This window comes from Colwellia ponticola (assembly GCF_005885605.1).
In the GTDB taxonomy this organism is placed as follows: Bacteria; Pseudomonadota; Gammaproteobacteria; order Enterobacterales; family Alteromonadaceae; genus Colwellia; species Colwellia ponticola.
Genome location: NZ_SZVP01000011.1, coordinates 15,694 through 37,007, shown reverse-complemented (window position 1 = coordinate 37,007; position 21,314 = coordinate 15,694). Strand labels below are relative to the sequence as shown.

Genomic DNA, 21,314 nt, shown 5'->3' with positions numbered 1-21,314 from the left:
TAATATAAACAGCTAGTTAATTTGTCGCGTTATCATCATGCAGTTCAATATTAAGTTCTAATACGTTTAAATCACCGTCTTTTTTATCAAGATTTATCGAAAAACTTTCATCTGATACTTTAATATATTTACGCAATACTTGTAGAATATCTTCAGTAAGTTGTGGTAAATAATCTGGCTGTTTATTTCGACTATTACGCTCGTGAGCAACGATAATTTGTAGGCGCTCTTTTGCCTTAGATGCCGTGGTTACCTGCTTTTCCTTTTTACGGGTAAAATAATCTAATAGTGCCATGTTATCCTCCAAACATACGACTGAAAATGCCTTTTTTCTCGGCAACTAAAAATCTAAATTCAATGGTTTCACCCAATAAGCGATCGACGACATCTTGATAAGCTTTACCGGCATCACTTTCTGTATCTAAAATAACTGGCTCACCGGCATTTGATGCTTTAAGTACCGCTTGTGATTCAGGGATTACACCAAGTAAAGGAATAGAGAGGATATCTTTGACATCATCAACACTAAGCATTTCACCTTCTTCTACCCGTTTAGGTGAATAACGCGTTAACAATAAATGTTCTTTAATGGGCTCTAACCCTAACTCAGCTCTGCGCGAACGACTTGCTAACATTCCTAAAATTCGATCAGAATCGCGTACTGATGACACTTCAGGGTTGGTAGTAACAATTGCCTCGTCGGCATAATAAAGTGCCATCATAGCGCCTGCTTCAATACCTGCGGGTGAATCACAAACAATAAAATCGTAAAGACCGCCTAATTCTTCAAGTACTTTACCAACATTTTCTTTCGTTAAAGCATCTTTATCACGTGTTTGTGAGGCTGGTAAAATAGATAAGCTACTAACGCGCTTATCTTTGATCAATGCTTGATTTAGTGTCGATTCACCATTGATAACATTGACAAAGTCGTAAACAACACGTCGTTCACAGCCCATAATCAAATCAAGGTTACGCAGGCCAATATCAAAATCTATTAACACAACTTTGTGTCCTTTTAACGCTAAACCAAGACCAATTGCAGCACTAGAAGTTGTTTTACCAACACCACCCTTGCCTGATGTAACCACTATTATTCGTGCCATAGACCGAATATCCTTTATAAGTTAATAATTAAATAATTAAATAAGTATTGATGACGTTAACTCACTGTCAGTCAAGTGAATATAGGCAGGTGAGCCCCAATGTTGCTCCATTGACTCGCTTAGCCAATAATTACCGTTAATAGAAACTAATTCTGCTTCTAATTTTTGGCAGTATATTTGTGCTTTATGATGACCTTTTGCCCCTGCAATAGCTCTACCACGTAATGAACCATAAACATGGATATTACCGTCCGCAATCACTTCAGCGCCAGCAGATACTGAACCTATAATCACCAAGTTTTGCTCTTTAGCATAAATTTGCTGACCTGAACGAATTTGTCCATGATGGACTTTATCCGTGTATAAGTGACTTTCCGTTGTTGTTGCAACGGCTTTAGCTTCTGTTACTAACGTTTCTTGTGCTATAGCCACTTTTTTTGAGGTATCTTTTTTTGTCGTGTTAACAAAAGAAAAGCCCTGTTCTCGAATAAGTGCGCGTTGCTCTTTATCGACATCGCCGGTAAAAGCGACGAAGGTGAAGTTGAACTCTTCAATTAATGTTTTAACCGCTTGATAGTCAATTGAATAGTCTATTTTTTCAATGTTAACTACGATAGGGACGAGATGAAAAAAATCGGGGGCTTGCGCTACTTTAGTAACTAAATACGTTCTTATATCAACTAACCTTGCTGTATTTAAATGTAAAACAGACAAGGTAAAGCTTGTTCCTTTAAATTCAATGCTGGCATCAGCCATAGTGAAAGCTTTCCTAAATATTAACTACCTAGAATTAACTCCCTAGAATTAAATCTACCTAGTGTTAAAAATAGTCAATAGCACCGCGATAACAAAGAGGTTATCGCGGTGCTGTTGAAAGCATGGTTATGTTGAATAATAGTTGTCGCGTAATTTTCAAATAAACTACTATAAACAACAACTTCAACAATTATTCTGTTTTATATAAGGCGCTTTTTAATGTAGAAATTAAAGCATTTTGCCCATGTTGAGAGTGCTTAAGTTTGTTGTTTGCCATTAATAAAGAATAACTTAAATTAATTGACGCGACTAACAAAGCACGCTCGCTATTAACCATACTGTTTTTTTTCTTAATATCAGCACACATAACCGCAAGGTTATTAGCGGCTTGATTTAAATCCTCTGCTTGTTCAGCTGAGCAAGAGAACTGATGTTGCTTGCCCATAATTTCAATGCTGATACCTTTAGAGTCTTCAGCAATCATTAATTAACCTCTGCTGAGTCTTCTACACTTTGTAATTTGCCTAATAGGCTGGTTAATACGGTGTTGGTTTGCTTCTGTTTTTCTTCACCGTCAAGTGCTTCAAGTTGTAAGATTTCATTTTCATCAATAAGCGCTGATTTTTGCTGCTCAAGTTCTGCAACCTGACTTTTAAGCTGGTTATTTTTTTTGATGATATCTTCGATCAGTTGTTCGAGTTGTGGGAGAGTATTTTCTAACATAAGGCGCTCTTGTTAACTGTAATAAATTTAATGGGCAAATTTAATCTAAACTGAGACAGAATGCTACTCTTTAGTACAAATATTAAGTTAATTTATGTAACAATTATAAATGTTTAACCTGTTTTAGTTATTGCGCTCAAAAAACACGCGTTAATGTTAGGTTTTATACCATCACAATGCAAGAAATTTTGTCTAACCATGAGTAACCACTCTCTAGCGCTTAACGCCCCTTAACTAGAGAGTAACTGACTAAAACGCGTCATCATCACTATAAACATTCACGGTAAATTCGCCGTCACCGTTATCAGCGACTAGAAAGTTAATCGGTCGACAACAGACTTGGCAATCTTCAATGTATTGCTGATCTATATCGGTTGAATCAATCAGCACTTTAATGCTTTCTCCACAATAAGGACAATAAATGGCTTGTTTCGTTAATTGATTCATTGTTTATAATCTCCAAAATAATCAAAAGACATAACGTTTAAATATATCATTACGTCTTTGACTTTTTATGATGCTATTCTGCTTCTAACGCCATGGTTGCCATTTTCATGGTGCTGGCAAAAGACTCAGAGCCAGCAATAAATAAACCATTATGACAAAACATGGCGTCGTCAATACCGGTAACGTCTTGAAGTGCTTGATCAGATAAACCAGCCCACTCTTTAGGTAATGACTTTCTGTCTTCAAACGATCCTGGTTCAACCGGTACGGTTTGAATACGCCATTGCCCAGATTGAGATGGATAAACCATATATAAAGCCTCGGTTGATAAAGCATGAACCGTTCTTTTCCATGGGATATATTTATCTAAGACAATCACACGCGCATCTTCAGCATTTTCTATCGCTTTTGCAACAATCACTTTAGCACTTATACCACCGTGCGCTGAGGCAACAAAACGTGTTAAAACACGACTAGCAAAAGCAACCGCTTCATCAAAACAGCTATCAACGTGGCTGTCTTCTTGCCAAGTAGGGTTAAACATTGAAATGGTTTGACTAAGACTAATACCTTGATTTACACCTTTGGCTACACCTTCAACATAACCACAATCAATCGCATCAATTGTTGACACTAATCCAGCATCCACTGCATTAGCAACATCTTGATTACCTTGGCATATTTCTAAACCGTATTGTTGCCACACCAAACCAAATGAGGAATAAGGAATACCATTTTCACGCTCACCGGCACCGCCACGTTGATGATGGTCAAAGCGCCCTGCTTTCGCGTCATATTCACCACCCACATCAATAACAATATCAGCTTGAGCAATTTGACTTAAATCACGGGTACGTATTAGCGTAAAAGTAGGGAAAATATGCTTAAGTGCCGCGATACTAAAAACATCATCCGCATGAAAGTTACCGTTATGTGTTGCTATTGTTATATTAGTCATTTATTTGAGTCATTTAAAAAAGAAAAAGAAAGTATCATTAGTTACCTTTACTGCTTGTAAGCCATTATTTACCACAAGATAGGTAAAATAATAATCACATGATAATAAAGTAATAGGTGGATTCTACACAATGACGCCTAACAAAAACAGTTCCTTACTAACTCCTTACGTATAATGAGGCGCATCACAATGATCAATTTAGTGTTGGCGTATCAAAACTACCCTCAACAAACATTATGCTGGCTTTTACTGTAGATATAAATAACTACAGTGTTACTTGCCAGAAACCAACATCTAACCAACGACCAAACTTTAAGCCTACTTCTGCAAAATGACCTACTTTCACCATTCCAAACTTTTCATGTAAGGCAACGCTAGCCGCATTGGGTAAAGTGATACCGCCAATTGCGCTGTGAATTTTTCTCGCTTTAAGTTCCTTAAACAATATTCGATATAATTGAGTGCCTAGACCTTTTGAGGTTTGATTAGCTGGTAAATAAACAGTAATTTCAACAGTAAAGCGAAAAGAAAACCTATCTCGCCATTTAGCTGCGTAAGCATAACCAATAACATTACCTTGTGGGTCTTGCGCTACCAACCACGGTAATCCGTCTGCGGTGATCTGCGTGATGCGCTTAACAATCTCAGCAGCGCTAATAGGCTCTTCTTCAAAGGTAACCACGGTATTTTTAATGTATTCATTATAAATATCACAAATACTGCTCGCATCTTGTGCTTGTACTGCTCTAATTATTATCTTGTTTGTTTGTGTCATTGCTCCGCTCTCATTTTATTATCGCTTTATTCTCGTACCACACTAGTGTTATCTTTGCTCTACTATTTTATGCTATTTATACCTAGCTTAACGATACTGTAGTTATTATAAAGGCATGTTACTGCGGCCAAGGTCGCTGGCTTTCTGCATCTATCCAAGCATTAACCCAGTCAGGTACGTCAAAACTGGGAATAGGCTTATCATACGCGGCCAGTACTTCAGTTGCCGGTACTAAACCCTGCTTCGAGGTAGTCGCCGCTTTAATTAATGCCGATGAGCAAATATTACCTTTCATATGCGTTTCTTGTAAAAAATAAAACCAGCGTCCGTCATGGCAAATAAGCTGTGTAGTGACGGTAAATTTTTGCAAAAAACCTATTCTTCGGCGATAGCGGACACTAGCACCACCAACAGCAACCGCCCATTTGTGTTTTTTCATCAGATCGAGAAAGCCAGTACGTGCAGAAAAGTCCCAACGGCCAAGTTCCATATAAGTTAAATGACGAGCATTGTTGAGCTCAACAAACATATCAATATCGGTTAAACCAGCGCGACAGTGTATTACGCTCTTCTCATCTAAATTCATCGTCGAACGATACTTGCCCTTAAATAGGGTCGCAATCAACTTAATATACGGGTACATAGCTGTTTCTCTTACAAATGTTATCAGTAAAACGGACGATTAGATTACGTGGTAGTACCAGATAAATAAAGTAATTAAATAAATTAACTGTCTCTTTAAAAAAACGTATAAAAAAAAGCTAATAACAATAACGTTATTAGCTTTTTAATTTACTCCTTAGCAAAAATTTTTGCTAAGGCTTTTTTAACCTAACACTACAGGCAATAAATAGGCTGTAAGCGTGCAATTAACGGCAAGTCATCTTGGCTAAGCGTACCTAACATTAACCAATCAACCAACAGTTGAGATAAGTCAATTTCAGCACCCGATAACATTTGCTCTTGCATTAATTTTACTTGCACTTGCAAACGTTGCTCAGCTAACTCTGCTGGTGAATCGCTTTTACCTAATATTTCAATGGCTAAGGTTTGATCAAAACGAGCACTACCTTGAACTTTCTGGGTTAATTTAAGCTGCTCTTGCAAACGCTTTTGCCAAAAGCCTGTCAGCTCATTAAAGCCACTAGAGGCTTGTAATACTTCAATATCTTGGTTTTTCTGTGCTTGTAAGGTCAACAATTCAAATAAGTTAGACCAGTTTTTAGCCGCTTTAACTTGATGTTCACTTTTAATTTTTTGCGCAATATTATTGATAAGCTTTTCAAGGCGCACAACCACTGCTTTAATCACTGGTTTACTGGCAATAACCTCGGTAAGTAAGCTTTGAGCTTGTTGTTCAACAAGGTGTAATGCTTTTACATCATCGCGGGCTAAGTCGTTAAAAGTCGCTTCAATATGCACGACTTGATCAAAAAGTGCTTGTTGTTGAGTCGATAATGTCGCTTGTTGATCCGATTTAAACTGCTGCCTTTTCGCAAATAATTCATCATTTACTTGGCGAAATTGCTGCCACAATTGGTTTTCTTGATGATTACCAGCAAAACCTATTTCACGCCACGTTTGCTGTAATCGTTTAGCGTCTTCAATGGCTGCTAATACGTCTTCCTCGTTCAATAACGCTTGTGCATCAAGGATCAACGCTTGTTTTTTTGTGGCATTACTCACATGAAAAGCACTAATCGCACTTTTAATCGGGCTAGTAATACTTTTAAACTGTCCTTGTAATTTTTTATATTGGTTACGATCAACGTCACCAGCAGTATTCCATTGCTGTTGTAAATTATTAAGTTGACCATCAAGTTTTTTAAAATCTACCGTATTGTCTTCTTGTGACGCGTTAAGTTGATTCACCAGTTGCTCTGCTTTTACCAGTATTTTTTGACGTTGCGCTAAATGCTCAATGCGCATTTTATCTTGCTCGGCGTAAAATAAACGACAAGGAGTAAAGGCTTGTTCACACAGCTGATTAAATTGTTCATTTAATTGTTTATCAATATCTTCATCAGCGTGGCCTAACGAGTTCCAGGTATTACGGTACGCTTTCACTTTTGCTGCTTGTTCGTTCGGGTTATCAAGTGGTGTGTCAACCAAGGTTTGAATAGCCTGTAATAACTCTTGCTTACGTGGTGTGGCAATATAATGCTCCCAATCACTAAGCTCGACCATTTTTTCGTTTACTTGGTCAAAATCACGCTGTAATTGCTGTTGTTGTTGCACAGATAGCTGGTCAATACTCTCTTTTACACCTTTAAATAAACCAAAACACACCTTGTACTTACCGTTACTCAGTAAGCGTTTTATGTCTTGTAACCTTTTTTTATGTTGAAAAAACAAATCTTTTTGCTGACTCTGTAGGGTTTTTAAACCACTTTGCCAAGTCGTGACTATTTCTTTTTGAGATTGAACAATCGATTCAGGCAAAATACCTGACGTTTTTTGCTCAACAACGCGCCACGCTGCTAACCAATCATGGTAGGTTTGTTGACGATCGTTTAATTCCGTTAATGATTTAGGTAAGGTTAATTGTGATATTTTTGAAATTAAATGCGTCGCTTGACTAACTGATTCCGCAATTTCAGGTACTTCATCTAAACGTTTAGTGAGTTGTTCCACTTGTACAATAAAAACCTGTTGCTCTTCTTTATTAAGCACTGAGGCGTTAATGTCTGTTTTTAACTGACGTAACAAACGGTTAAACTCTACTTCTTGAATTTTTTCACTGGCAAAAACAGCCGTGGTAATACCTTGGCTTATTTGATTAAGTTGCTGACTAAACAATTTTTTGTCTTGCTGCTTATCATGCGCTAACTTATCACTAATAATTTGTTGTTTATATTCTTCTGCTTTTACAACAAATAATTTTTCTAATTGTGTGATTATCGTTTGGTATTTTTCAGTCAACGTAGCAGCTTCTTCACTCGTAAATACATCGAACTCTGGCGTAAGTGTTTGCCATTCATTCACTAATAATGTCCTACGTTTTTTATAAACACTGTAATCGCTCACCTCTTTTAGCGCCTGAAGTTTAGCTAAGATCAGTTGAATTTGTTTCGTTAACTTTTGTGGTTTTTCTGCCGCTGCTTTTATCGCAGTAAGCTTATCTTGAATTTGTTGCGCTAACGCATCATTACAAGCTTTTTTACTTAATTTTTCTAATACTTTAGTGTCATCAACTTGATTAAGTAAGTAGGCTTGAAAGTCAGGATGTTGTTTTTGACTAAAGCTATGTGTTATTAAGTGCATCGTGGTTTTACGCGCACTAATAAGCTGATAAAGCATAATCATAATGACAATATCTTGCTCATGGGCTAACCAGGCTTCTAATAAAGCTAAGCTAAGCAATGGTGTTTTTTCTTCTTCAGCTAATAGCGTTTTTTTCCGCTCGGCGCTGATAACGACATTATGATCGGTCGCTAAAATATCATGTACTTGTTTACCTGCAAACTGTTTTACTTTCACTTGGTTATTATCACGACTTGCTGCTAGGTAAGATTCAAACGTTCCTACTTTAATCAAAGCAGCTCGGCGGACTAACTCACTATCATCTTCGTTAATAAGATCCGTTAATATAGTTAATTGCTCTGGATTATCAGCAGATAATTCATCATTAACTGCGCTAATACGCACAGCGGCTTCTTTGTGAAGCCACTTTGCTTTGGTTTTAAATAATTTGGAAAAGATCATAGTTACTTTAGTTCAATCAATAGGAAATTAACAAACGCGCTTTAGGTGCTGCTTTAAAGTTCATTGTTACTGAAATAAGCGATATCCGCTTGTGTGGGTTTACTACAGCTTTTGAGATCTTCTTCAGGCTTATTATTGGAAAACTCTGCCTTTAATTGCCGTTTATTTTTTTCAATGATATGACCATCAGCGCCTATAGTAAGCATGTCATGGTTATCTAAATGCCTCGCTTGATAAGCCATGGTCAATTGTAATGCGGTGGCGCGTTGTGCTTCGTCAACCACGGTACCTTCAGGCCATTTACCTGTTTCAGCAGCACACTTTAAGCGTAAATACATGTCCGTTGACATAGCATCTATGGTATTAATTAAATCCATTACGATTCCGAGTCCGAGATAATAAGTAGTAGATTATACCAGTGAGATTAATTTTTTGATCACTTTTCGATCGCTTGTTAGTTATTAATCCGTTTGATATACGTTATAAACTGTTCGTTTGTGTTAACTCTTGCAAATGCTCTTTTATGGCGATTGTTTGCTCCGTCATAGCTTGTAATAGCTGATGTTAGCGTGCTTTACGCTTAGTAAAAAGTAACATGGCGCGTATAATAATATACATAACAAAACCAATAATAGTGCTAAGCATCGCTAGATTATATTGCCAACTGTTCGGCGCGACACTTTCACTAAACATAAAGAAAAAGCCGCCACAAAATAATAACATAGCGATAAAAGAATAATTCATCAAACGTTGGGTTTTATTAATGAGTGTTACCCGGTTGATACTGGCAAGTTGCGCTGAGTCAAGTTCAGATAAGTTGATATGACAATGGTTACAGTGTTTTGCTTTATCAGAAACTTTCTTCTTACAACTAGGACAATTAATAACGGCCATTGAGTTACTCTGCGTTAATGTGTTAGTGGTATGTTTTAATTTTGCCTAGTATACCTGACCTATTCAGCTATTTCACTAGTCCTAGCAATTGAATAACACAAATAAGCTAAACAAAAAAGTCGCTCAAGGTGAGCGACTTTTTAACAAATAACAGCTATTGATATTAACTTTTATCGATTACTTTTGCTGTATTAGCCTTTTGTTTAGCAAGACGCGATTCCCAGAAGGTAGCATTATCAATCCCCAATGCTTTAGGATTAAAAGTAAAATGTTCGACGCCAGCTTGCTGTTGGGCTTCATAATCTTTTAACGCTTTAATAGCAGGTTTTGACATAAAGAAAATGATAATAATACCGATGATATTAAGCCATGCCATCATACCTACGCCAATATCACCCATAGCCCAAGCTAAATCAGCGGCTTTTACCGTACCGTAAAATGTCGCACTAATTAGCATTATTTTTAACGCTAAATTCAGTACTGGTACCTTAAACGTGCGTCGAATGTAATAGACATTGTTTTCAGCAATAAAGTAGTAAGCCAAAATAGTGGTAAAGGCAAAGAAAAACAGTGCTATGGCGACAAAGGGTTTGCCTACACCACTAAAGACACTTTCAACAGCAAGTTGCGTAAAAGCTGGGCTATTAGCGGCAACATCTGCAGCAATATTATGCACTAAAAATACCTCGCCTACGCCATGAACATTGTACGCACCGGTGATTAAAATCATAAAGGCGGTCGCTGAACAAACAAATAAGGTATCTATATACACTGAAAACGCTTGTACTAGTCCTTGTTGCGCGGGATGCTCAACTTCAGCGGCAGCGGCGGCATGCGGTCCAGTGCCTTGTCCTGCTTCATTTGAATAAACGCCTCGTTTAACGCCCCAACCAATAGCGGCGCCAACACCTGCCATCGGGTTAAAAGCATCATTAATAATCATCATAAATACGGCTGGTAATCTGTCGATACTTAAGCCAATGATAACCAATGATACTAAAATATAAGCAAGCGCCATAAAAGGCACCACCACTTGAGTAAAGTTGGCAATACGTTTAACGCCACCAAAAATGATAAAACCGAGTAACAATACAATGGCCGTTGCGGTATAAACTTTAACCATACTTAACGTACCTAGCGCAGTTTCTATGGTATCGCCCTGCCCAAATACCATGGTAATAGCTTCGCCAATACCATTTGACTGCACCATAGGTAGCATTAAGCCACAGGCAAAAGTAGTCGCGATGGCAAATATCCATGCGTACCATTTTTGCCCCATCGCTTTTTCTATGTAATAGGCAGGACCCCCACGATAAAAACCGTCTTCTTCTTCTTTATAAATTTGCGCATTGGTTGATTCAATATACGCCGTAGCAGCACCAAAAAAGGCAACTACCCACATCCAAAAAACAGCACCAGGACCACCAAAACCAATAGCGGTAGCAACACCGGCAATATTACCGGTACCAACACGACCTGATAAAGACACAGCTAACGCTTGAAAAGAGGATATACCTTTTTCAGAGCTTTTACCTGAGAGTAATAACCGACACATTTCACTAAAATGGCGTACTTGCACAAAGCGAGTTAACACGGTAAAAAATAAGCCTGCGCCTAAACACAAATAAATGAGCGCGGGGCTCCAAATAACACCGTTAATACTATCAACAATATCTTGCACGGTTAACTCCTTGGTTTTTTTATTATTTTTTTATACATAACTATATATTCTTCTCTCTGTTTACGCTATTTCCACTCTGCTTTTATAGCAATTTACGACTAAACTACTAATAAAATTAACGCTAGCAAAAGGAGTGCTAGCAGTAACACGAACGGATAATATATTGATAACATAAAGACAGAAAAGGCGAATTTCAGAGAAATTCGCCTTTAATCACTATGGAATACTTATTAACGTAAGTCGTCTACCATATGGTAAACGCCTGTTAAAAAATCTCGACCCAGTAAACTACTACGCTCATCAGACCAGCCAACACTATAATCAGGTAGTAAGTCGTTGTCTTTAAATGGCATTTCAATAGTATAAGCTAAACACTTAAATTGATTACCAACCCAGTTGGTGCCTACGGTAGGATTCGCTTGACCTGGCTCATCTTTATCATAACCGCGTTCGTCTTGAAATTCAGGCGTAATGGCGATCATAATGTCTTTAAATTTATCTTCAAGGGCTTTATGTCTAGCATCGTAAGCAACAACGCCTTCACAACCAGCAACAAAATTAACCGGTAGCGCTTCATCGCCATGTACGTCAAGAAACATATCAACGCCAATCGCTAACATTTGTTCACGGACAAGGAATACTTCTGGGCTACGCTCCATTGACGGTGTTAACCACTCGCGATTTAGATTGCTCCCGACAGCATTGGTACGTAAATGTCCACGAACGCTGCCATCTGGATTCATATTAGGGACAATATAAAACACGGCTTTGTTTAATAAAGCACGGGCAACACCGTCATCTTCATCAAGTAGACGGTCTAGCAAACCTTCGACAAACCATTCAGCCATGGTTTCGCCTGGATGTTGTCGTGCGGTGATCCAAATTTTACGTTTGCCCTCTCCAGCTTCACCTATTTTTAATAAGGTCATATCACGACCATCAAGTGTTTGCCCTAAAACCTGTACCTGACAATCAAGATGCATTTGTGCATTATGAATTAAATCTTGATGGCGTTCATAACTATAGGGGGCAAAATAGGCAAAATAAACTGAATCATATTCTGGCGTTAACGTAATGGTTAGCTTTTCACCATCGTATTGTGTTGGTACACGAAACCAGTGTTCACGATCGTATGAAGCAACCGCTTGGTAATCCTGCCAACCGTCTACATACGCTGATTTACCGGCATTAGTTAAATGCATTACGTGCTCTTGACGTTCGCCAGTGGCCGTTAAATCCGTTTGTAGTTTAAAGTGAAACCATTGGTAAAAATCAGATTGGTTGTCTTTTTTTATTTCTAGTTGAATATTGCTTACATCAGATGCATCAATAACGCGGATGTTACCGCTATCAAAATTGTCAGTAATTTGCATAATATTTCTTTCTTATCTGGTGGCTTATAGCCAAGTAAGCATATAGTGTACACAAACAGTTAACAGATCACTACACAGAACAAACTAAAAACTTTATCCTAAATGTAAACTATAATGACCGCAAATAAAGGCCTAGCTCTGAAGAATAACCCATCGATTTACTAATGATGATGTTTTCGGCATTTAAAACGTAATAACTTGGGTAGCCACTAATTTCGAACGTTTGTTTAATCGCTTCATTACCTAAAGCAATAGGAAAAGTGAGTTGATGGCGACTAGTAAAGCGCATTACTTCATCGCTACTCGCATAATCCATCGCTACCGCAATCACATCAAGTTGATCATTCTTTTCAAACAACGCTTGTAAATTGCCAATACTGGCATGGCAAACCTGACACCAAGGCGCAAAAAAATATACGATGGTAGTTTTTCCTTGCGCGTTTAATGAAACAGTATCACCCATCAAGGTAGGCACTTTAGTTAGATTAATCGCTTGCGAGCTGGTGTTAATGTTGTTCAGGGAGATATCTGTTGACAACATGCTCCTTTCTCGTAAAAAAGACAGTAGTTGAAAAACGATTAAAAAAATAATGGCTTGAATAGTAAAACTGCGTAGCAAGGTAAACTCCTAACGTTTTAGTGTATTTAGTTTAATAGACCCATGAATGCGCTATTAAATTTTCTAAAATATTATTTATTTACCCGGTAAACTTACCACACTTACTTTTTGATTTTAATTAACTTTTTAATCAAGCTTGAAACGATAAACGAGACACCAAAGCCAACCACAAAATAAAGCACTAGTGCAAGATTTTCTAATTTAGCATCCAGTATCTGGCCAGTGCTTAGTAGGCACTTAGCCGTAGCGTAGTCAAAAGTGCCTCCTTGATCTAAACAATCATCTACCATTAAATAATTATGGAGCAACCAAATAGCAAATAAACTACTAAAAACACCGAGCAGCGTCGGTAGGAGCGTACGATTCATTTATTTTTACCAGAGTGTCGTGCTAGCATTAGCTCTATATTAAGCGCTAATGCTAGCAATAACGTTGAGTGGTTTAACGTTTAGTTTTTTTCATATTAACCACATCACGAGCAATTGCAAGTAACTCAGGTGAGATATCATCAGCACCATTTTTGATTAACTTACTCACTTCACCAGAAGAAAATAATGAACCCTTATCAGATTTTACTCCCAAAGACCTTACGTAATCTTTTGTTTTACCTGTACTTGCCGTATCAATATATTTTAAAATCACTTGTTCATTAAAGCTTTTTGGCTCTTGCTTTAACGTGTGAATAGTGTTGGTAAGGGTTTGGATTTCTAACTCTAGTGTGGCAATTAAATCGGCGATATCGGTATATGGATTCATAACGTGACTTGACTCTTGTTTGGATTAGCTAACGATGCAAAAACGGCATCTTGATTACGATTAATATTGTAAAGTGTAATAATTTATGTGGACATCTTAACTTAAGTAAATGAATTTAAATCATTTTCTCTGTGCGTTCTTCAATGCATTCAGCAGAGCCCATTTCAAATATTCGACACACCCATGGTCTATTATCATAAATAGAACACATTAAGGTATCTCTATCTAGCGCTGAGCACCAACCATCATCAAAGCGTAACATTGTTTCTTTACCATGTTGGTCAACATAAACATGACGATCAGGAACACCTGTTTCAGTAAGTAGCATCACTTCTAAACTACAACAGCACGCTTGGCAATTAGCACAAGTGACTTCGTTAACAGGTAAGTTCTTTACTTTAATGGACATAAATTACAACAAAAAATTTAATGGCGGTTAGCATACGCTAAAATGGAACGATTCTCGAGGCATAAACTACAAATACTACTCATACCAGTATTTTTTAAATCACGGTAAATGAAAAGGTTAATTTACAGTCAATGTACTTGAGCATGCGATTTACTATCTCAGGGATATTAACCCTAGCGCTATTTGATTCAGCGGTGACTGAAATGAAAATATCGCAGCAGCTAAGATCAATTCTTTGTCGAACGTAGTAATCATTTATGTCGTCAAAATTTTGTTTTGTTAGTGGCACATAGGCAACATAATAAGGACTGGTAGCGCTTTGTTTATGTGTTGCGCCTAAAATTTCATGTGCTAAAGAATACGCTTGAAACTTATCTAATGTAAGAAAGCGAAAGCTTATTGCTGTTTCAATACTTGAATTATTCACTTGTTCCTCGCCTTACTCGATTATGTATATGAAGTGGCCTGGTTAGCTGCTCTTAACTGTATTAACTATGTTAATCGACAAGCGCATTAAACTGCGCTAACCAAGCACTAAATGAATGTGAGACCTTGTTAACAGTACATAGACCATAGTCATAAAACCATACCGCCATATCGTTTTGTTTCTGTTGACAATCAGACAGTTTAAAGCAAAACATATTACCTTTAACGTCAGAAGCAAAGACAGCATAACCTTTTGGCATGCCACTCATTTGATATAGCTGTGACAATGAAAACACATCATCTAGGCTTAAAAAATCTTGTACATCAGATATTTCAACATTCAAATCACATAGTGTAGTTAATACGTTGGGACTATGCACTAAGCCATAAGTGGCGAGTAAATATTTATATGACTCTGGTAAACAAGCAGACAACTTTTGTTCAAGTTCGGTAATATCGTCGAGCGGAATTGGCGTCATAGTATGCTTAGACCCCCAATTTTTGACAAACAGATCAATACTATTGATAACTAAATCATCCATAATTTCTACAGGTTCTCTGGCGCAATGTTGTTGGTGTGACTCACGTCACTGCTAACGCTACTCGTATCAGTGCTATCAATATCGCTGCTTACTTCAATGCCATCAGCTTGTCCATTCAAGTCAAGGTCTGGCGCAATAACATCGCCTGCATTGGCTTTTTTCAAACGTTTTTCTTCTTTCTTTTTCTTTTTCGCAATTTCTTTTTGACGCTTTTCGTAGCTGTAATTTTGCTTAGCCATAATGGCTCCTCGACATAACTTTACCCTGTGAGTAGCTACAATACGTTGTTTGTCAGTTAATTGCGCGTTTAATAACGCTCACTAGCGCCATAAATATAAAATGCGGTTTATTGGATTATTTATTTAGCACTTTTTGCTTACATAACAAACAAAAGACACTGGTATCGTCGTTAACAGTGTCAAAAATAACGTAGAAATTAATAGCGTATTGAGTGAATAGCATCAGCTATAGTTGCAAAGTGAATTTTGGTTAGGCAAAGCGTCGCTTTTTGAAATTCATGAGCACGAATTAATGCGCAGACTTCATCTACCGTAACTTCCCTTGCTGTTTTATGTAAGGCTAATTGCTTGGTAATCACATAACAAAAACCGCGACTATCTATAACATAGTCGTCATCAGTAAATATTAGCGCCTGACACTCGGCGATCAAATCACCAGCACTAGCAAGATAAATAAGCTCATCATCACCTGCTAACGTTAAAATACAGGGCCAAAAAATCATAACAATACATTTCCGCTTCTTCGTTAACTACATCAGCAGTTATGGGGTTTATTAACGGTGACTCGTCTTTTCATTATAAAAGAAATAGCACAGTGCCAATAATAAACAAATAATGGCAGGAATAAGGAGCGCATTAAACTGAAAAAGACTAAAGAAATAAGCACCAAAGCCACCGCCAATAATAAAACCTAAAATAATTAATATAAATAATAACGCCTTACGCTTATCAAAGCTTTCACCGCGCACCTTAGCACCTAACATAATGCCAATATCAGTAAAAATACCGGTAACATGTGTGGTTCTAATAATTGCGCCACTATAGGTGGTCGCTAACGCATTTTGTAGCCCACAAGCTGCTGAAGCGAGATAATGCCCCTGCACTGATCCATTAGATAAAAAGTATATTGCTCCAAAAATAAACAGTGCTTCTAAAACAAGTAAAATACTGTAGTTTCGACCTAACTTTAACGAGCGGCTATTTAAAAAATAGCCTGATATAGCAGAGCCAACAACAAAGCTGAGTAAAATAAAAGCTAAGTGCAACGTATCAGAAAAGCTAGCATGAATAGCGCCCGCGCCTAGCTGCGTTGCTGTACCCGATAAATGCGAAACTGACTGATGTTTAAAGCCTAGCAGACCAACAGAGTTAATCAGCCCTGCAACCAATGCCATGATAAATGAACCATACTCTACCCACCGAGGTAACCTTGAAATCACAATATTCCTTTTGGCTGTTAGCGCACTATTTAAAGCGCAATAATGGCTTCATTAGTGTATTCTTGCTCGTTAGTCGTTTCATCGCTAAGCTCTTTTTGTGCGGCATTATGTTGACGCTGATTTTTTCTCAAAGCTAAATACAAGTCAGAGTGAACGTAGATACCTTCAATACCCGATTTGATTTCAGCCTTAGCAAACCACGCCAATAATTGACGCTTTCTGCCAGCAATTTCTAAACGTACGCCTCGTTTTCTAAAAATAATATCTAAGTCTGCTAACATAGCCATAACGCTCAAATCTAAATGAGTAAAGCACGGTACTGCATCAATAATCACACAGTCAATATCCTCTTTTTGTCGAGCATATTGCTCTAATAATCGGCGTTTAAAAAAGCTAGAATTAAAGTAGGTTAATGGCGAATTAAAACGATAAATAAAAATACCGTCTACCGCTTTTGCTTTATCACTGGTATCTAAGCTTCTCACGGTGCCATTTATATCAACACCCAAAATATTGTCAGTGGGTCGCATTACTGTGCGAATAAATTGAAATAAACCCAGCAATACCGCCAAGGTAATCCCTGGTATAACCCCAATAAATAACACCGCTAGCAATGTCACTAAGGTTAAGTAAAATGCCTGTCTATCTTTTAATCTTAAGCGCCATACTGCTTTTAAGTCTAAAAGATGTACCGAGGCAATAATCAGTACTACACCTAATGCCGCACTAGGAATATACTCTAAAGGCGCGGTTAAAAATATAGCGATGATAGCAATAATAATAGCCGCCATAATTGACACTAACTGTGTTTTGCCACCATTAGCGTCGTTAACTGCGGTACGAGAGTCAGCGCCACTAACGGCAAAACCTTGTGATAACGCAGAGGCAAAGTTAGCCATACCTAACGCCATAAACTCTTTATCCGCATCAATATCGTAGCTATTTTTTGCTGCAAAGCTGCGTGCGGTTAGCATCATACTAACAAAGCTAACTATCGCTAAGTTAAGTGCTGGCATTACCAGTTCACGAATAATACCGACATTAAATTCAGGTGCTTGAAATAACGGTAGTCCGCCGTCAACAATACCAATAGTTTTGACATCAAATTGCCCTAAATTAAAAAACCATACTGATATTGCGCCCAAGGCTATGGCAAACATAGACGCAGGAAAAGTAGGCTTTAAACGTTTCATCACAAAATAAACACTCACGGTAAATAATGCCATCAGTAACGTAGGTACATGTGCTTGTGAAATATAAGCAGGCACGCCTCCTAATCGTTCAAGTAAGTATTTTTCGTCAAAGGTAAAGCCAAAAATTTTGGAAAACTGACTGACAATAATGGTAATAGCAACACCATTTAACAGCCCCATTAGAATAGGTTTAGATAAAAAGTCAGCAAGTACGCCAAGCTTAAAACGACTTGCAATAACACACCAAAAGCCTGTCATGGCGGTCATGGTGATCACTAATTGCCAATGCTTAACACTATCTCCCGCTGCTAAGGGTGTAACGACCGCAGCAATAACGGCACAAGTTGCCGCATCAGGGCCGACAATCAATTGTTTAGACGTGCCAAATAACGCATAGATAATCATAGGTAACACGCACGAATACAAACCAACCACCGCATTAACACCAGTAAGTTGTGCATAAGCAATAGCAACAGGTAAGGCAACGGCTGTGACTGAAAGTGCAGCTTTAGCATCATCAGCAAACCATTGTTTTTCATAGTTGAACAAGATGTTCAAACCCGGCATAAAATTATACAAACGAAATAACACAACTATTTCCTTATTAAAAATCGACTAAAACAAAAACGTGATTAGAAAAGCTTTTTACTTTTATTTATCTGTTTTGTCACTCATTACTTTATTTAGTTTGACTTTGCATCAATCGACCGTACCACTTAGCTAAAAAAGCGGCGGATAAACCGTGTAATAGTGTACTTATCCATACGGCATTAATAGCAACAACTAATATTGATTGGCTATACTCGGGTAAAATCTGATGAGAAACTAATAAGGCAAAAAGCGCAGTAGCCAAACCTCTCGGTCCAAACCAGCCCATAAATAAACGCGTTATAACTTTAGTATTTGAGCCTATTAGCGAAATATAAATAGCAAGAGGTCTGACTAAAAACAAGCTCACTAATAGGTAACCCGCTATTGGCCAAGTAAGCTGTTCAATGGCCTGGGGTAACAAACCAATACCAATCATAGTAAATGCCGCCCACACCAACATTTGCGCATCAGACTCGGTAAATTTATAAATAAATCGGCAGTGGCCTCTCACTCTGTTACCAAAGGTCAGTCCGCCAATAAAAGCGGCGATAAAACCATTACCACCTAAAAGGCTAGCGCTGAGGTAGGTTATGCCAGTCAGTGCTAGAATAGCAATACCTTCGTAAATACTGGAGGTCAGTTTATGAGACTCAGCATACAAGAACAGTCGTGCGCTACTCCAACCAATAATAACGCCAGCGAAGAGGCCAATAAAAATTTGACTACCACCAAACCATAACCATTGGCTATAAGAGCTAGAATCAGCCTCGTGCATCGCTAAAAAGCTCGCACAAAATAAAATTATTGGCAGACCTAGGCCATCATTTAAACCACTTTCAACGGATAACGTTTGCCGAACATCTTCAGGAACTGTTTTATTACAGATCACTGCCTGACTTAATGCCGCATCCGTAGGCGCAAGTATTGCCGCGGTTAAAATAATAAGGGTAATCGGCCAATGAGATACAAATAACATGCCTGCTAACGTACCTAGTAATACTGCAAGTGGCAGGCCAAGCAATAACATACGCAGTGGTAACGCATTTTGCTGTTTAAGGTGTTTAAGATTAACCTGCGAGGCGTCTAAAAATAACAGTACAATAAGCGCTACTTCGGCAATCAGATAGATGATTTCTTCAGAATCATTAAGCTGTAAAATATTAAAGTACGAGACAGCAAAACCAAGGGTGATAAAAACCATGGGCGCTGAAATAAAGGTTGAAGACAAACGTTTCGCTAGCATTGCGTAACCACAAACACCCAAAAAAACAACTAAAACACCCACTTCCATTAACGTCAATCCCTCTAAAATTATTCTATACGCATTGTTAATATTAACAATGAATCTACACGCTTATAAAAGCCCAATAACAATATCAGTAAAAATGCACTAAGGTTGCATTAACTGATAATATTCATTAAGACCAATAAGAATATTAGTGGTGGCAATAGCTGAAAGAATAAGTCCCATGACTCTACTGATAACACTTGCACCACTGGTACCAATAAGTCGGCTAATAAAACCAGAAAGCAATAATAATATATAAACAATCACTAAAACAGATAACATTACTAACGCGGTTTGTAGTTGCTCCCAAGCACTAAAAACCGTATTTTCTGTTAACAGTACTGCTGCTAGCATTGCACCAGGGCTAGCGATTGAAGGTATTGCCAGTGGAAAAATAGCGGTTTCTGTATGTGAGAGCGCTAAAGATTTTATTTCTTCTTCTGGCTTGCTTTCACCAAAGATCATATTGAGCGCGAATAAAAACAACACAATACCTCCAGATATTTGAAATGCAGGCAGTGGGATAGACAAAGCGGTTAGCATTATTTCACCAACAACGATAAAAAATAATAAAATAATGGCAGAGGTAATGGTGGCCAGCAACGCGACACGGCGTTTTGTTTTTTGATCATATTTATCAGTAACAGCGATAAATACAGGTACAGTGCCAATAGGGTCTATCACGGCAAAAAAGTAATAAAAACGGCAACAAAATCTATCATTTATGGTGGAACCTCAATAAGGAAAAGTATATTGCTATAATAAACGCCTTCGTGATAATTAACTAAAAAATTCATTGACTAAACAGGCCAGCACTTAAGAAAACGCGCTAAAGCGGGTAGTTAACATTAACAATTAATAATTACTAGAGGAGATGAATTCTATTTAACGTTTAAGTCTATTTACTGCTTCAGATAACGAATCGGTATAAGCCCTATAGTGAATTGTTAGCATACTAGGGCGTGTATTTAAGAAATGACATCAATAGCTATACGTTGCTATTTTAATTTGCTCATACCGACTAACACGGCAATTACACCACCAGCCATTGCCGCTAATGCCTCAATAGGTGTATCTCCATTCAATGCTCTACTTAGCTGTGCGCTAGCAGAATCATAAATATTGTAGCCCCATGTAGCTAAAACGGCGCCGATAATAATAAGAACAATACCAATAATTCTATTATTCATGTTAATTACCTTTTCCTATTATTATAAGGTTGTATTGTATGGTTTTAGTAAACTCTACTTTGCCACACACTCAATCGGCATCATACGACCAATTTCAACCGTTAATTGATCACCTTGACCACGGATGGTGTTGGGGCCATTACTATAAAGGAAGCCAGAACCAGTTCGTTGCTGAGCTAACTCAATTTCTGCGCCATAACGCACCAAGGTAGCCAGTTCTTTTTTGGCATTAAAGCGAACTTGCAAAATTTCTGCATTATTACAATGAAATATAACTTGTCGTTCAGACATTGTGTTATTTAACACTGAAGTGCTACATGCACTCAGTAAGCTAATGCTTAACATGACTAATACAATTTTTTTCATTATATACCTCTCTTTATCAAAGGTCTGTTAGTAATCAATACTTTATTACTTGTGCTT

Annotated in this window: 28 protein-coding genes; all 28 read right to left on the bottom strand. The window is 37.8% G+C overall.

Going from position 1 to position 21,314, the window contains the following annotated elements; genetic code table 11:
- Nucleotides 1-16 precede the first annotated feature (16 nt).
- The 28 genes from minE to FCS21_RS11335 all read right to left on the bottom strand — a co-directional run bounded on the left by minE (nucleotide 17) and on the right by FCS21_RS11335 (nucleotide 21,257).
- Nucleotides 17-295 carry a cell division topological specificity factor MinE gene (minE, locus tag FCS21_RS11470; RefSeq protein ID WP_138623503.1) on the bottom strand — a complete coding sequence of 93 codons (279 nt, stop codon included), beginning with the start codon at nucleotides 293-295 and terminating at the stop codon, nucleotides 17-19.
- A 1-nt stretch (nucleotide 296) separates the two neighbouring features.
- Nucleotides 297-1,106 (bottom strand): septum site-determining protein MinD, encoded by an 810-nt coding sequence (minD, locus tag FCS21_RS11465; RefSeq protein WP_138623501.1) that lies wholly within the window; start codon nucleotides 1,104-1,106, stop codon nucleotides 297-299.
- 36 nt (nucleotides 1,107-1,142) lie between these two features.
- On the bottom strand, nucleotides 1,143-1,862 hold the full coding sequence (gene minC / locus FCS21_RS11460) for a septum site-determining protein MinC (protein WP_138623499.1): 720 nt from the start codon (nucleotides 1,860-1,862) through the stop codon (nucleotides 1,143-1,145).
- Between the two features lie 190 nt (nucleotides 1,863-2,052).
- Nucleotides 2,053-2,346, bottom strand: a complete 294-nt coding sequence (locus FCS21_RS11455) for a cell division protein ZapA (protein WP_138623497.1) — start codon at nucleotides 2,344-2,346, stop codon at nucleotides 2,053-2,055.
- Nucleotides 2,346-2,585: a DUF904 domain-containing protein gene (locus FCS21_RS11450; protein WP_138623495.1), complete on the bottom strand. Its 240-nt coding sequence runs from the start codon at nucleotides 2,583-2,585 to the stop codon at nucleotides 2,346-2,348. Before FCS21_RS11450 ends, FCS21_RS11455 begins: the two co-directional genes overlap by 1 nt.
- 249 nt (nucleotides 2,586-2,834) lie before the next feature.
- Nucleotides 2,835-3,032, bottom strand: a complete 198-nt coding sequence (locus FCS21_RS11445; RefSeq protein WP_138623493.1) for a CPXCG motif-containing cysteine-rich protein — start codon at nucleotides 3,030-3,032, stop codon at nucleotides 2,835-2,837.
- A gap of 73 nt (nucleotides 3,033-3,105) precedes the next feature.
- Nucleotides 3,106-3,990, bottom strand: coding sequence for an MYG1 family protein (locus tag FCS21_RS11440; RefSeq protein ID WP_138623492.1), 885 nt, complete (start codon nucleotides 3,988-3,990; stop codon nucleotides 3,106-3,108).
- Between the two features lie 265 nt (nucleotides 3,991-4,255).
- The gene (locus tag FCS21_RS11435; protein WP_138623490.1) at nucleotides 4,256-4,765 is read right to left on the bottom strand and encodes a GNAT family N-acetyltransferase; all 510 of its coding nucleotides are present in this window, start codon (nucleotides 4,763-4,765) and stop codon (nucleotides 4,256-4,258) included.
- Nucleotides 4,766-4,883: 118 nt separating this feature from the next.
- Entirely contained in the window at nucleotides 4,884-5,408 is a 525-nt protein-coding gene (locus tag FCS21_RS11430; protein ID WP_138623488.1) for a thioesterase family protein, read from the bottom strand.
- 194 nt (nucleotides 5,409-5,602) lie between these two features.
- Nucleotides 5,603-8,470, bottom strand: coding sequence for a DUF349 domain-containing protein (locus FCS21_RS11425; protein WP_138623486.1), 2,868 nt, complete (start codon nucleotides 8,468-8,470; stop codon nucleotides 5,603-5,605).
- A 53-nt stretch (nucleotides 8,471-8,523) separates the two neighbouring features.
- Nucleotides 8,524-8,847, bottom strand: coding sequence for a YeaC family protein (locus tag FCS21_RS11420; RefSeq protein WP_138623484.1), 324 nt, complete (start codon nucleotides 8,845-8,847; stop codon nucleotides 8,524-8,526).
- A gap of 187 nt (nucleotides 8,848-9,034) precedes the next feature.
- Nucleotides 9,035-9,364, bottom strand: a complete 330-nt coding sequence (locus FCS21_RS11415; RefSeq protein ID WP_138623482.1) for a hypothetical protein — start codon at nucleotides 9,362-9,364, stop codon at nucleotides 9,035-9,037.
- 163 nt (nucleotides 9,365-9,527) lie between these two features.
- Complete coding sequence (locus FCS21_RS11410; RefSeq protein WP_138623480.1) at nucleotides 9,528-11,045, bottom strand: alanine/glycine:cation symporter family protein; 1,518 nt, start codon at nucleotides 11,043-11,045, stop codon at nucleotides 9,528-9,530.
- Nucleotides 11,046-11,275: 230 nt separating this feature from the next.
- Complete coding sequence (locus tag FCS21_RS11405; RefSeq protein ID WP_138623478.1) at nucleotides 11,276-12,418, bottom strand: M14 family metallopeptidase; 1,143 nt, start codon at nucleotides 12,416-12,418, stop codon at nucleotides 11,276-11,278.
- Between the two features lie 109 nt (nucleotides 12,419-12,527).
- Nucleotides 12,528-13,037 carry a TlpA family protein disulfide reductase gene (locus FCS21_RS11400; RefSeq protein ID WP_246047200.1) on the bottom strand — a complete coding sequence of 170 codons (510 nt, stop codon included), beginning with the start codon at nucleotides 13,035-13,037 and terminating at the stop codon, nucleotides 12,528-12,530.
- Nucleotides 13,038-13,138: 101 nt separating this feature from the next.
- Complete coding sequence (locus FCS21_RS11395) at nucleotides 13,139-13,405, bottom strand: hypothetical protein (protein WP_138623476.1); 267 nt, start codon at nucleotides 13,403-13,405, stop codon at nucleotides 13,139-13,141.
- Nucleotides 13,406-13,478: 73 nt separating this feature from the next.
- Nucleotides 13,479-13,793, bottom strand: coding sequence for a hypothetical protein (locus FCS21_RS11390; protein WP_138623474.1), 315 nt, complete (start codon nucleotides 13,791-13,793; stop codon nucleotides 13,479-13,481).
- Nucleotides 13,794-13,908: 115 nt separating this feature from the next.
- Nucleotides 13,909-14,202: a YkgJ family cysteine cluster protein gene (locus FCS21_RS11385; protein WP_138623472.1), complete on the bottom strand. Its 294-nt coding sequence runs from the start codon at nucleotides 14,200-14,202 to the stop codon at nucleotides 13,909-13,911.
- Nucleotides 14,203-14,296: 94 nt separating this feature from the next.
- The gene (locus tag FCS21_RS11380) at nucleotides 14,297-14,629 is read right to left on the bottom strand and encodes a hypothetical protein (protein ID WP_138623470.1); all 333 of its coding nucleotides are present in this window, start codon (nucleotides 14,627-14,629) and stop codon (nucleotides 14,297-14,299) included.
- A 70-nt stretch (nucleotides 14,630-14,699) separates the two neighbouring features.
- A complete protein-coding gene (locus FCS21_RS11375; protein ID WP_306461459.1) occupies nucleotides 14,700-15,170 on the bottom strand; it encodes an SMI1/KNR4 family protein in 471 nt (156 codons plus the stop codon).
- 5 nt (nucleotides 15,171-15,175) lie between these two features.
- Nucleotides 15,176-15,409, bottom strand: coding sequence for a hypothetical protein (locus FCS21_RS11370; protein WP_118056236.1), 234 nt, complete (start codon nucleotides 15,407-15,409; stop codon nucleotides 15,176-15,178).
- A gap of 197 nt (nucleotides 15,410-15,606) precedes the next feature.
- Nucleotides 15,607-15,912, bottom strand: a complete 306-nt coding sequence (locus tag FCS21_RS11365; RefSeq protein WP_138623468.1) for a DUF4144 family protein — start codon at nucleotides 15,910-15,912, stop codon at nucleotides 15,607-15,609.
- Between the two features lie 51 nt (nucleotides 15,913-15,963).
- Nucleotides 15,964-16,629: a YoaK family protein gene (locus FCS21_RS11360; protein ID WP_138623466.1), complete on the bottom strand. Its 666-nt coding sequence runs from the start codon at nucleotides 16,627-16,629 to the stop codon at nucleotides 15,964-15,966.
- Nucleotides 16,630-16,658: 29 nt separating this feature from the next.
- The gene (locus FCS21_RS11355; RefSeq protein WP_171035691.1) at nucleotides 16,659-18,413 is read right to left on the bottom strand and encodes a SulP family inorganic anion transporter; all 1,755 of its coding nucleotides are present in this window, start codon (nucleotides 18,411-18,413) and stop codon (nucleotides 16,659-16,661) included.
- 88 nt (nucleotides 18,414-18,501) lie between these two features.
- Entirely contained in the window at nucleotides 18,502-19,704 is a 1,203-nt protein-coding gene (locus FCS21_RS11350; RefSeq protein WP_138623464.1) for a cation:proton antiporter, read from the bottom strand.
- Between the two features lie 99 nt (nucleotides 19,705-19,803).
- Entirely contained in the window at nucleotides 19,804-20,385 is a 582-nt protein-coding gene (locus tag FCS21_RS11345; RefSeq protein ID WP_246047198.1) for a MarC family protein, read from the bottom strand.
- 314 nt (nucleotides 20,386-20,699) lie between these two features.
- On the bottom strand, nucleotides 20,700-20,891 hold the full coding sequence (locus FCS21_RS11340) for a DUF3185 family protein (RefSeq protein ID WP_138623459.1): 192 nt from the start codon (nucleotides 20,889-20,891) through the stop codon (nucleotides 20,700-20,702).
- A gap of 54 nt (nucleotides 20,892-20,945) precedes the next feature.
- Complete coding sequence (locus tag FCS21_RS11335) at nucleotides 20,946-21,257, bottom strand: MliC family protein (protein WP_138623457.1); 312 nt, start codon at nucleotides 21,255-21,257, stop codon at nucleotides 20,946-20,948.
- Nucleotides 21,258-21,314 lie beyond the last annotated feature (57 nt).

Excerpts from the sequence above, each read along its gene's own strand:
- minE (WP_138623503.1), bottom strand. The coding sequence starts at position 295 with ATGGCACTATTAGATTATTTTACCCGTAAAAAGGAAAAGCAGGTAACC.
- minD (WP_138623501.1), bottom strand. The coding sequence starts at position 1,106 with ATGGCACGAATAATAGTGGTTACATCAGGCAAGGGTGGTGTTGGTAAA.
- minC (WP_138623499.1), bottom strand. The coding sequence starts at position 1,862 with ATGGCTGATGCCAGCATTGAATTTAAAGGAACAAGCTTTACCTTGTCT.
- FCS21_RS11455 (WP_138623497.1), bottom strand. The coding sequence starts at position 2,346 with ATGATTGCTGAAGACTCTAAAGGTATCAGCATTGAAATTATGGGCAAG.
- FCS21_RS11450 (WP_138623495.1), bottom strand. The coding sequence starts at position 2,585 with ATGTTAGAAAATACTCTCCCACAACTCGAACAACTGATCGAAGATATC.
- FCS21_RS11445 (WP_138623493.1), bottom strand. The coding sequence starts at position 3,032 with ATGAATCAATTAACGAAACAAGCCATTTATTGTCCTTATTGTGGAGAA.
- FCS21_RS11440 (WP_138623492.1), bottom strand. The coding sequence starts at position 3,990 with ATGACTAATATAACAATAGCAACACATAACGGTAACTTTCATGCGGAT.
- FCS21_RS11435 (WP_138623490.1), bottom strand. The coding sequence starts at position 4,765 with ATGACACAAACAAACAAGATAATAATTAGAGCAGTACAAGCACAAGAT.
- FCS21_RS11430 (WP_138623488.1), bottom strand. The coding sequence starts at position 5,408 with ATGTACCCGTATATTAAGTTGATTGCGACCCTATTTAAGGGCAAGTAT.
- FCS21_RS11425 (WP_138623486.1), bottom strand. The coding sequence starts at position 8,470 with ATGATCTTTTCCAAATTATTTAAAACCAAAGCAAAGTGGCTTCACAAA.
- FCS21_RS11420 (WP_138623484.1), bottom strand. The coding sequence starts at position 8,847 with ATGGATTTAATTAATACCATAGATGCTATGTCAACGGACATGTATTTA.
- FCS21_RS11415 (WP_138623482.1), bottom strand. The coding sequence starts at position 9,364 with ATGGCCGTTATTAATTGTCCTAGTTGTAAGAAGAAAGTTTCTGATAAA.
- FCS21_RS11405 (WP_138623478.1), bottom strand. The coding sequence starts at position 12,418 with ATGCAAATTACTGACAATTTTGATAGCGGTAACATCCGCGTTATTGAT.
- FCS21_RS11395 (WP_138623476.1), bottom strand. The coding sequence starts at position 13,405 with ATGAATCGTACGCTCCTACCGACGCTGCTCGGTGTTTTTAGTAGTTTA.
- FCS21_RS11390 (WP_138623474.1), bottom strand. The coding sequence starts at position 13,793 with ATGAATCCATATACCGATATCGCCGATTTAATTGCCACACTAGAGTTA.
- FCS21_RS11385 (WP_138623472.1), bottom strand. The coding sequence starts at position 14,202 with ATGTCCATTAAAGTAAAGAACTTACCTGTTAACGAAGTCACTTGTGCT.
- FCS21_RS11375 (WP_306461459.1), bottom strand. The coding sequence starts at position 15,170 with ATGGATGATTTAGTTATCAATAGTATTGATCTGTTTGTCAAAAATTGG.
- FCS21_RS11370 (WP_118056236.1), bottom strand. The coding sequence starts at position 15,409 with ATGGCTAAGCAAAATTACAGCTACGAAAAGCGTCAAAAAGAAATTGCG.
- FCS21_RS11365 (WP_138623468.1), bottom strand. The coding sequence starts at position 15,912 with ATGATTTTTTGGCCCTGTATTTTAACGTTAGCAGGTGATGATGAGCTT.
- FCS21_RS11350 (WP_138623464.1), bottom strand. The coding sequence starts at position 19,704 with ATGGAAGTGGGTGTTTTAGTTGTTTTTTTGGGTGTTTGTGGTTACGCA.
- FCS21_RS11340 (WP_138623459.1), bottom strand. The coding sequence starts at position 20,891 with ATGAATAATAGAATTATTGGTATTGTTCTTATTATTATCGGCGCCGTT.
- FCS21_RS11335 (WP_138623457.1), bottom strand. The coding sequence starts at position 21,257 with ATGAAAAAAATTGTATTAGTCATGTTAAGCATTAGCTTACTGAGTGCA.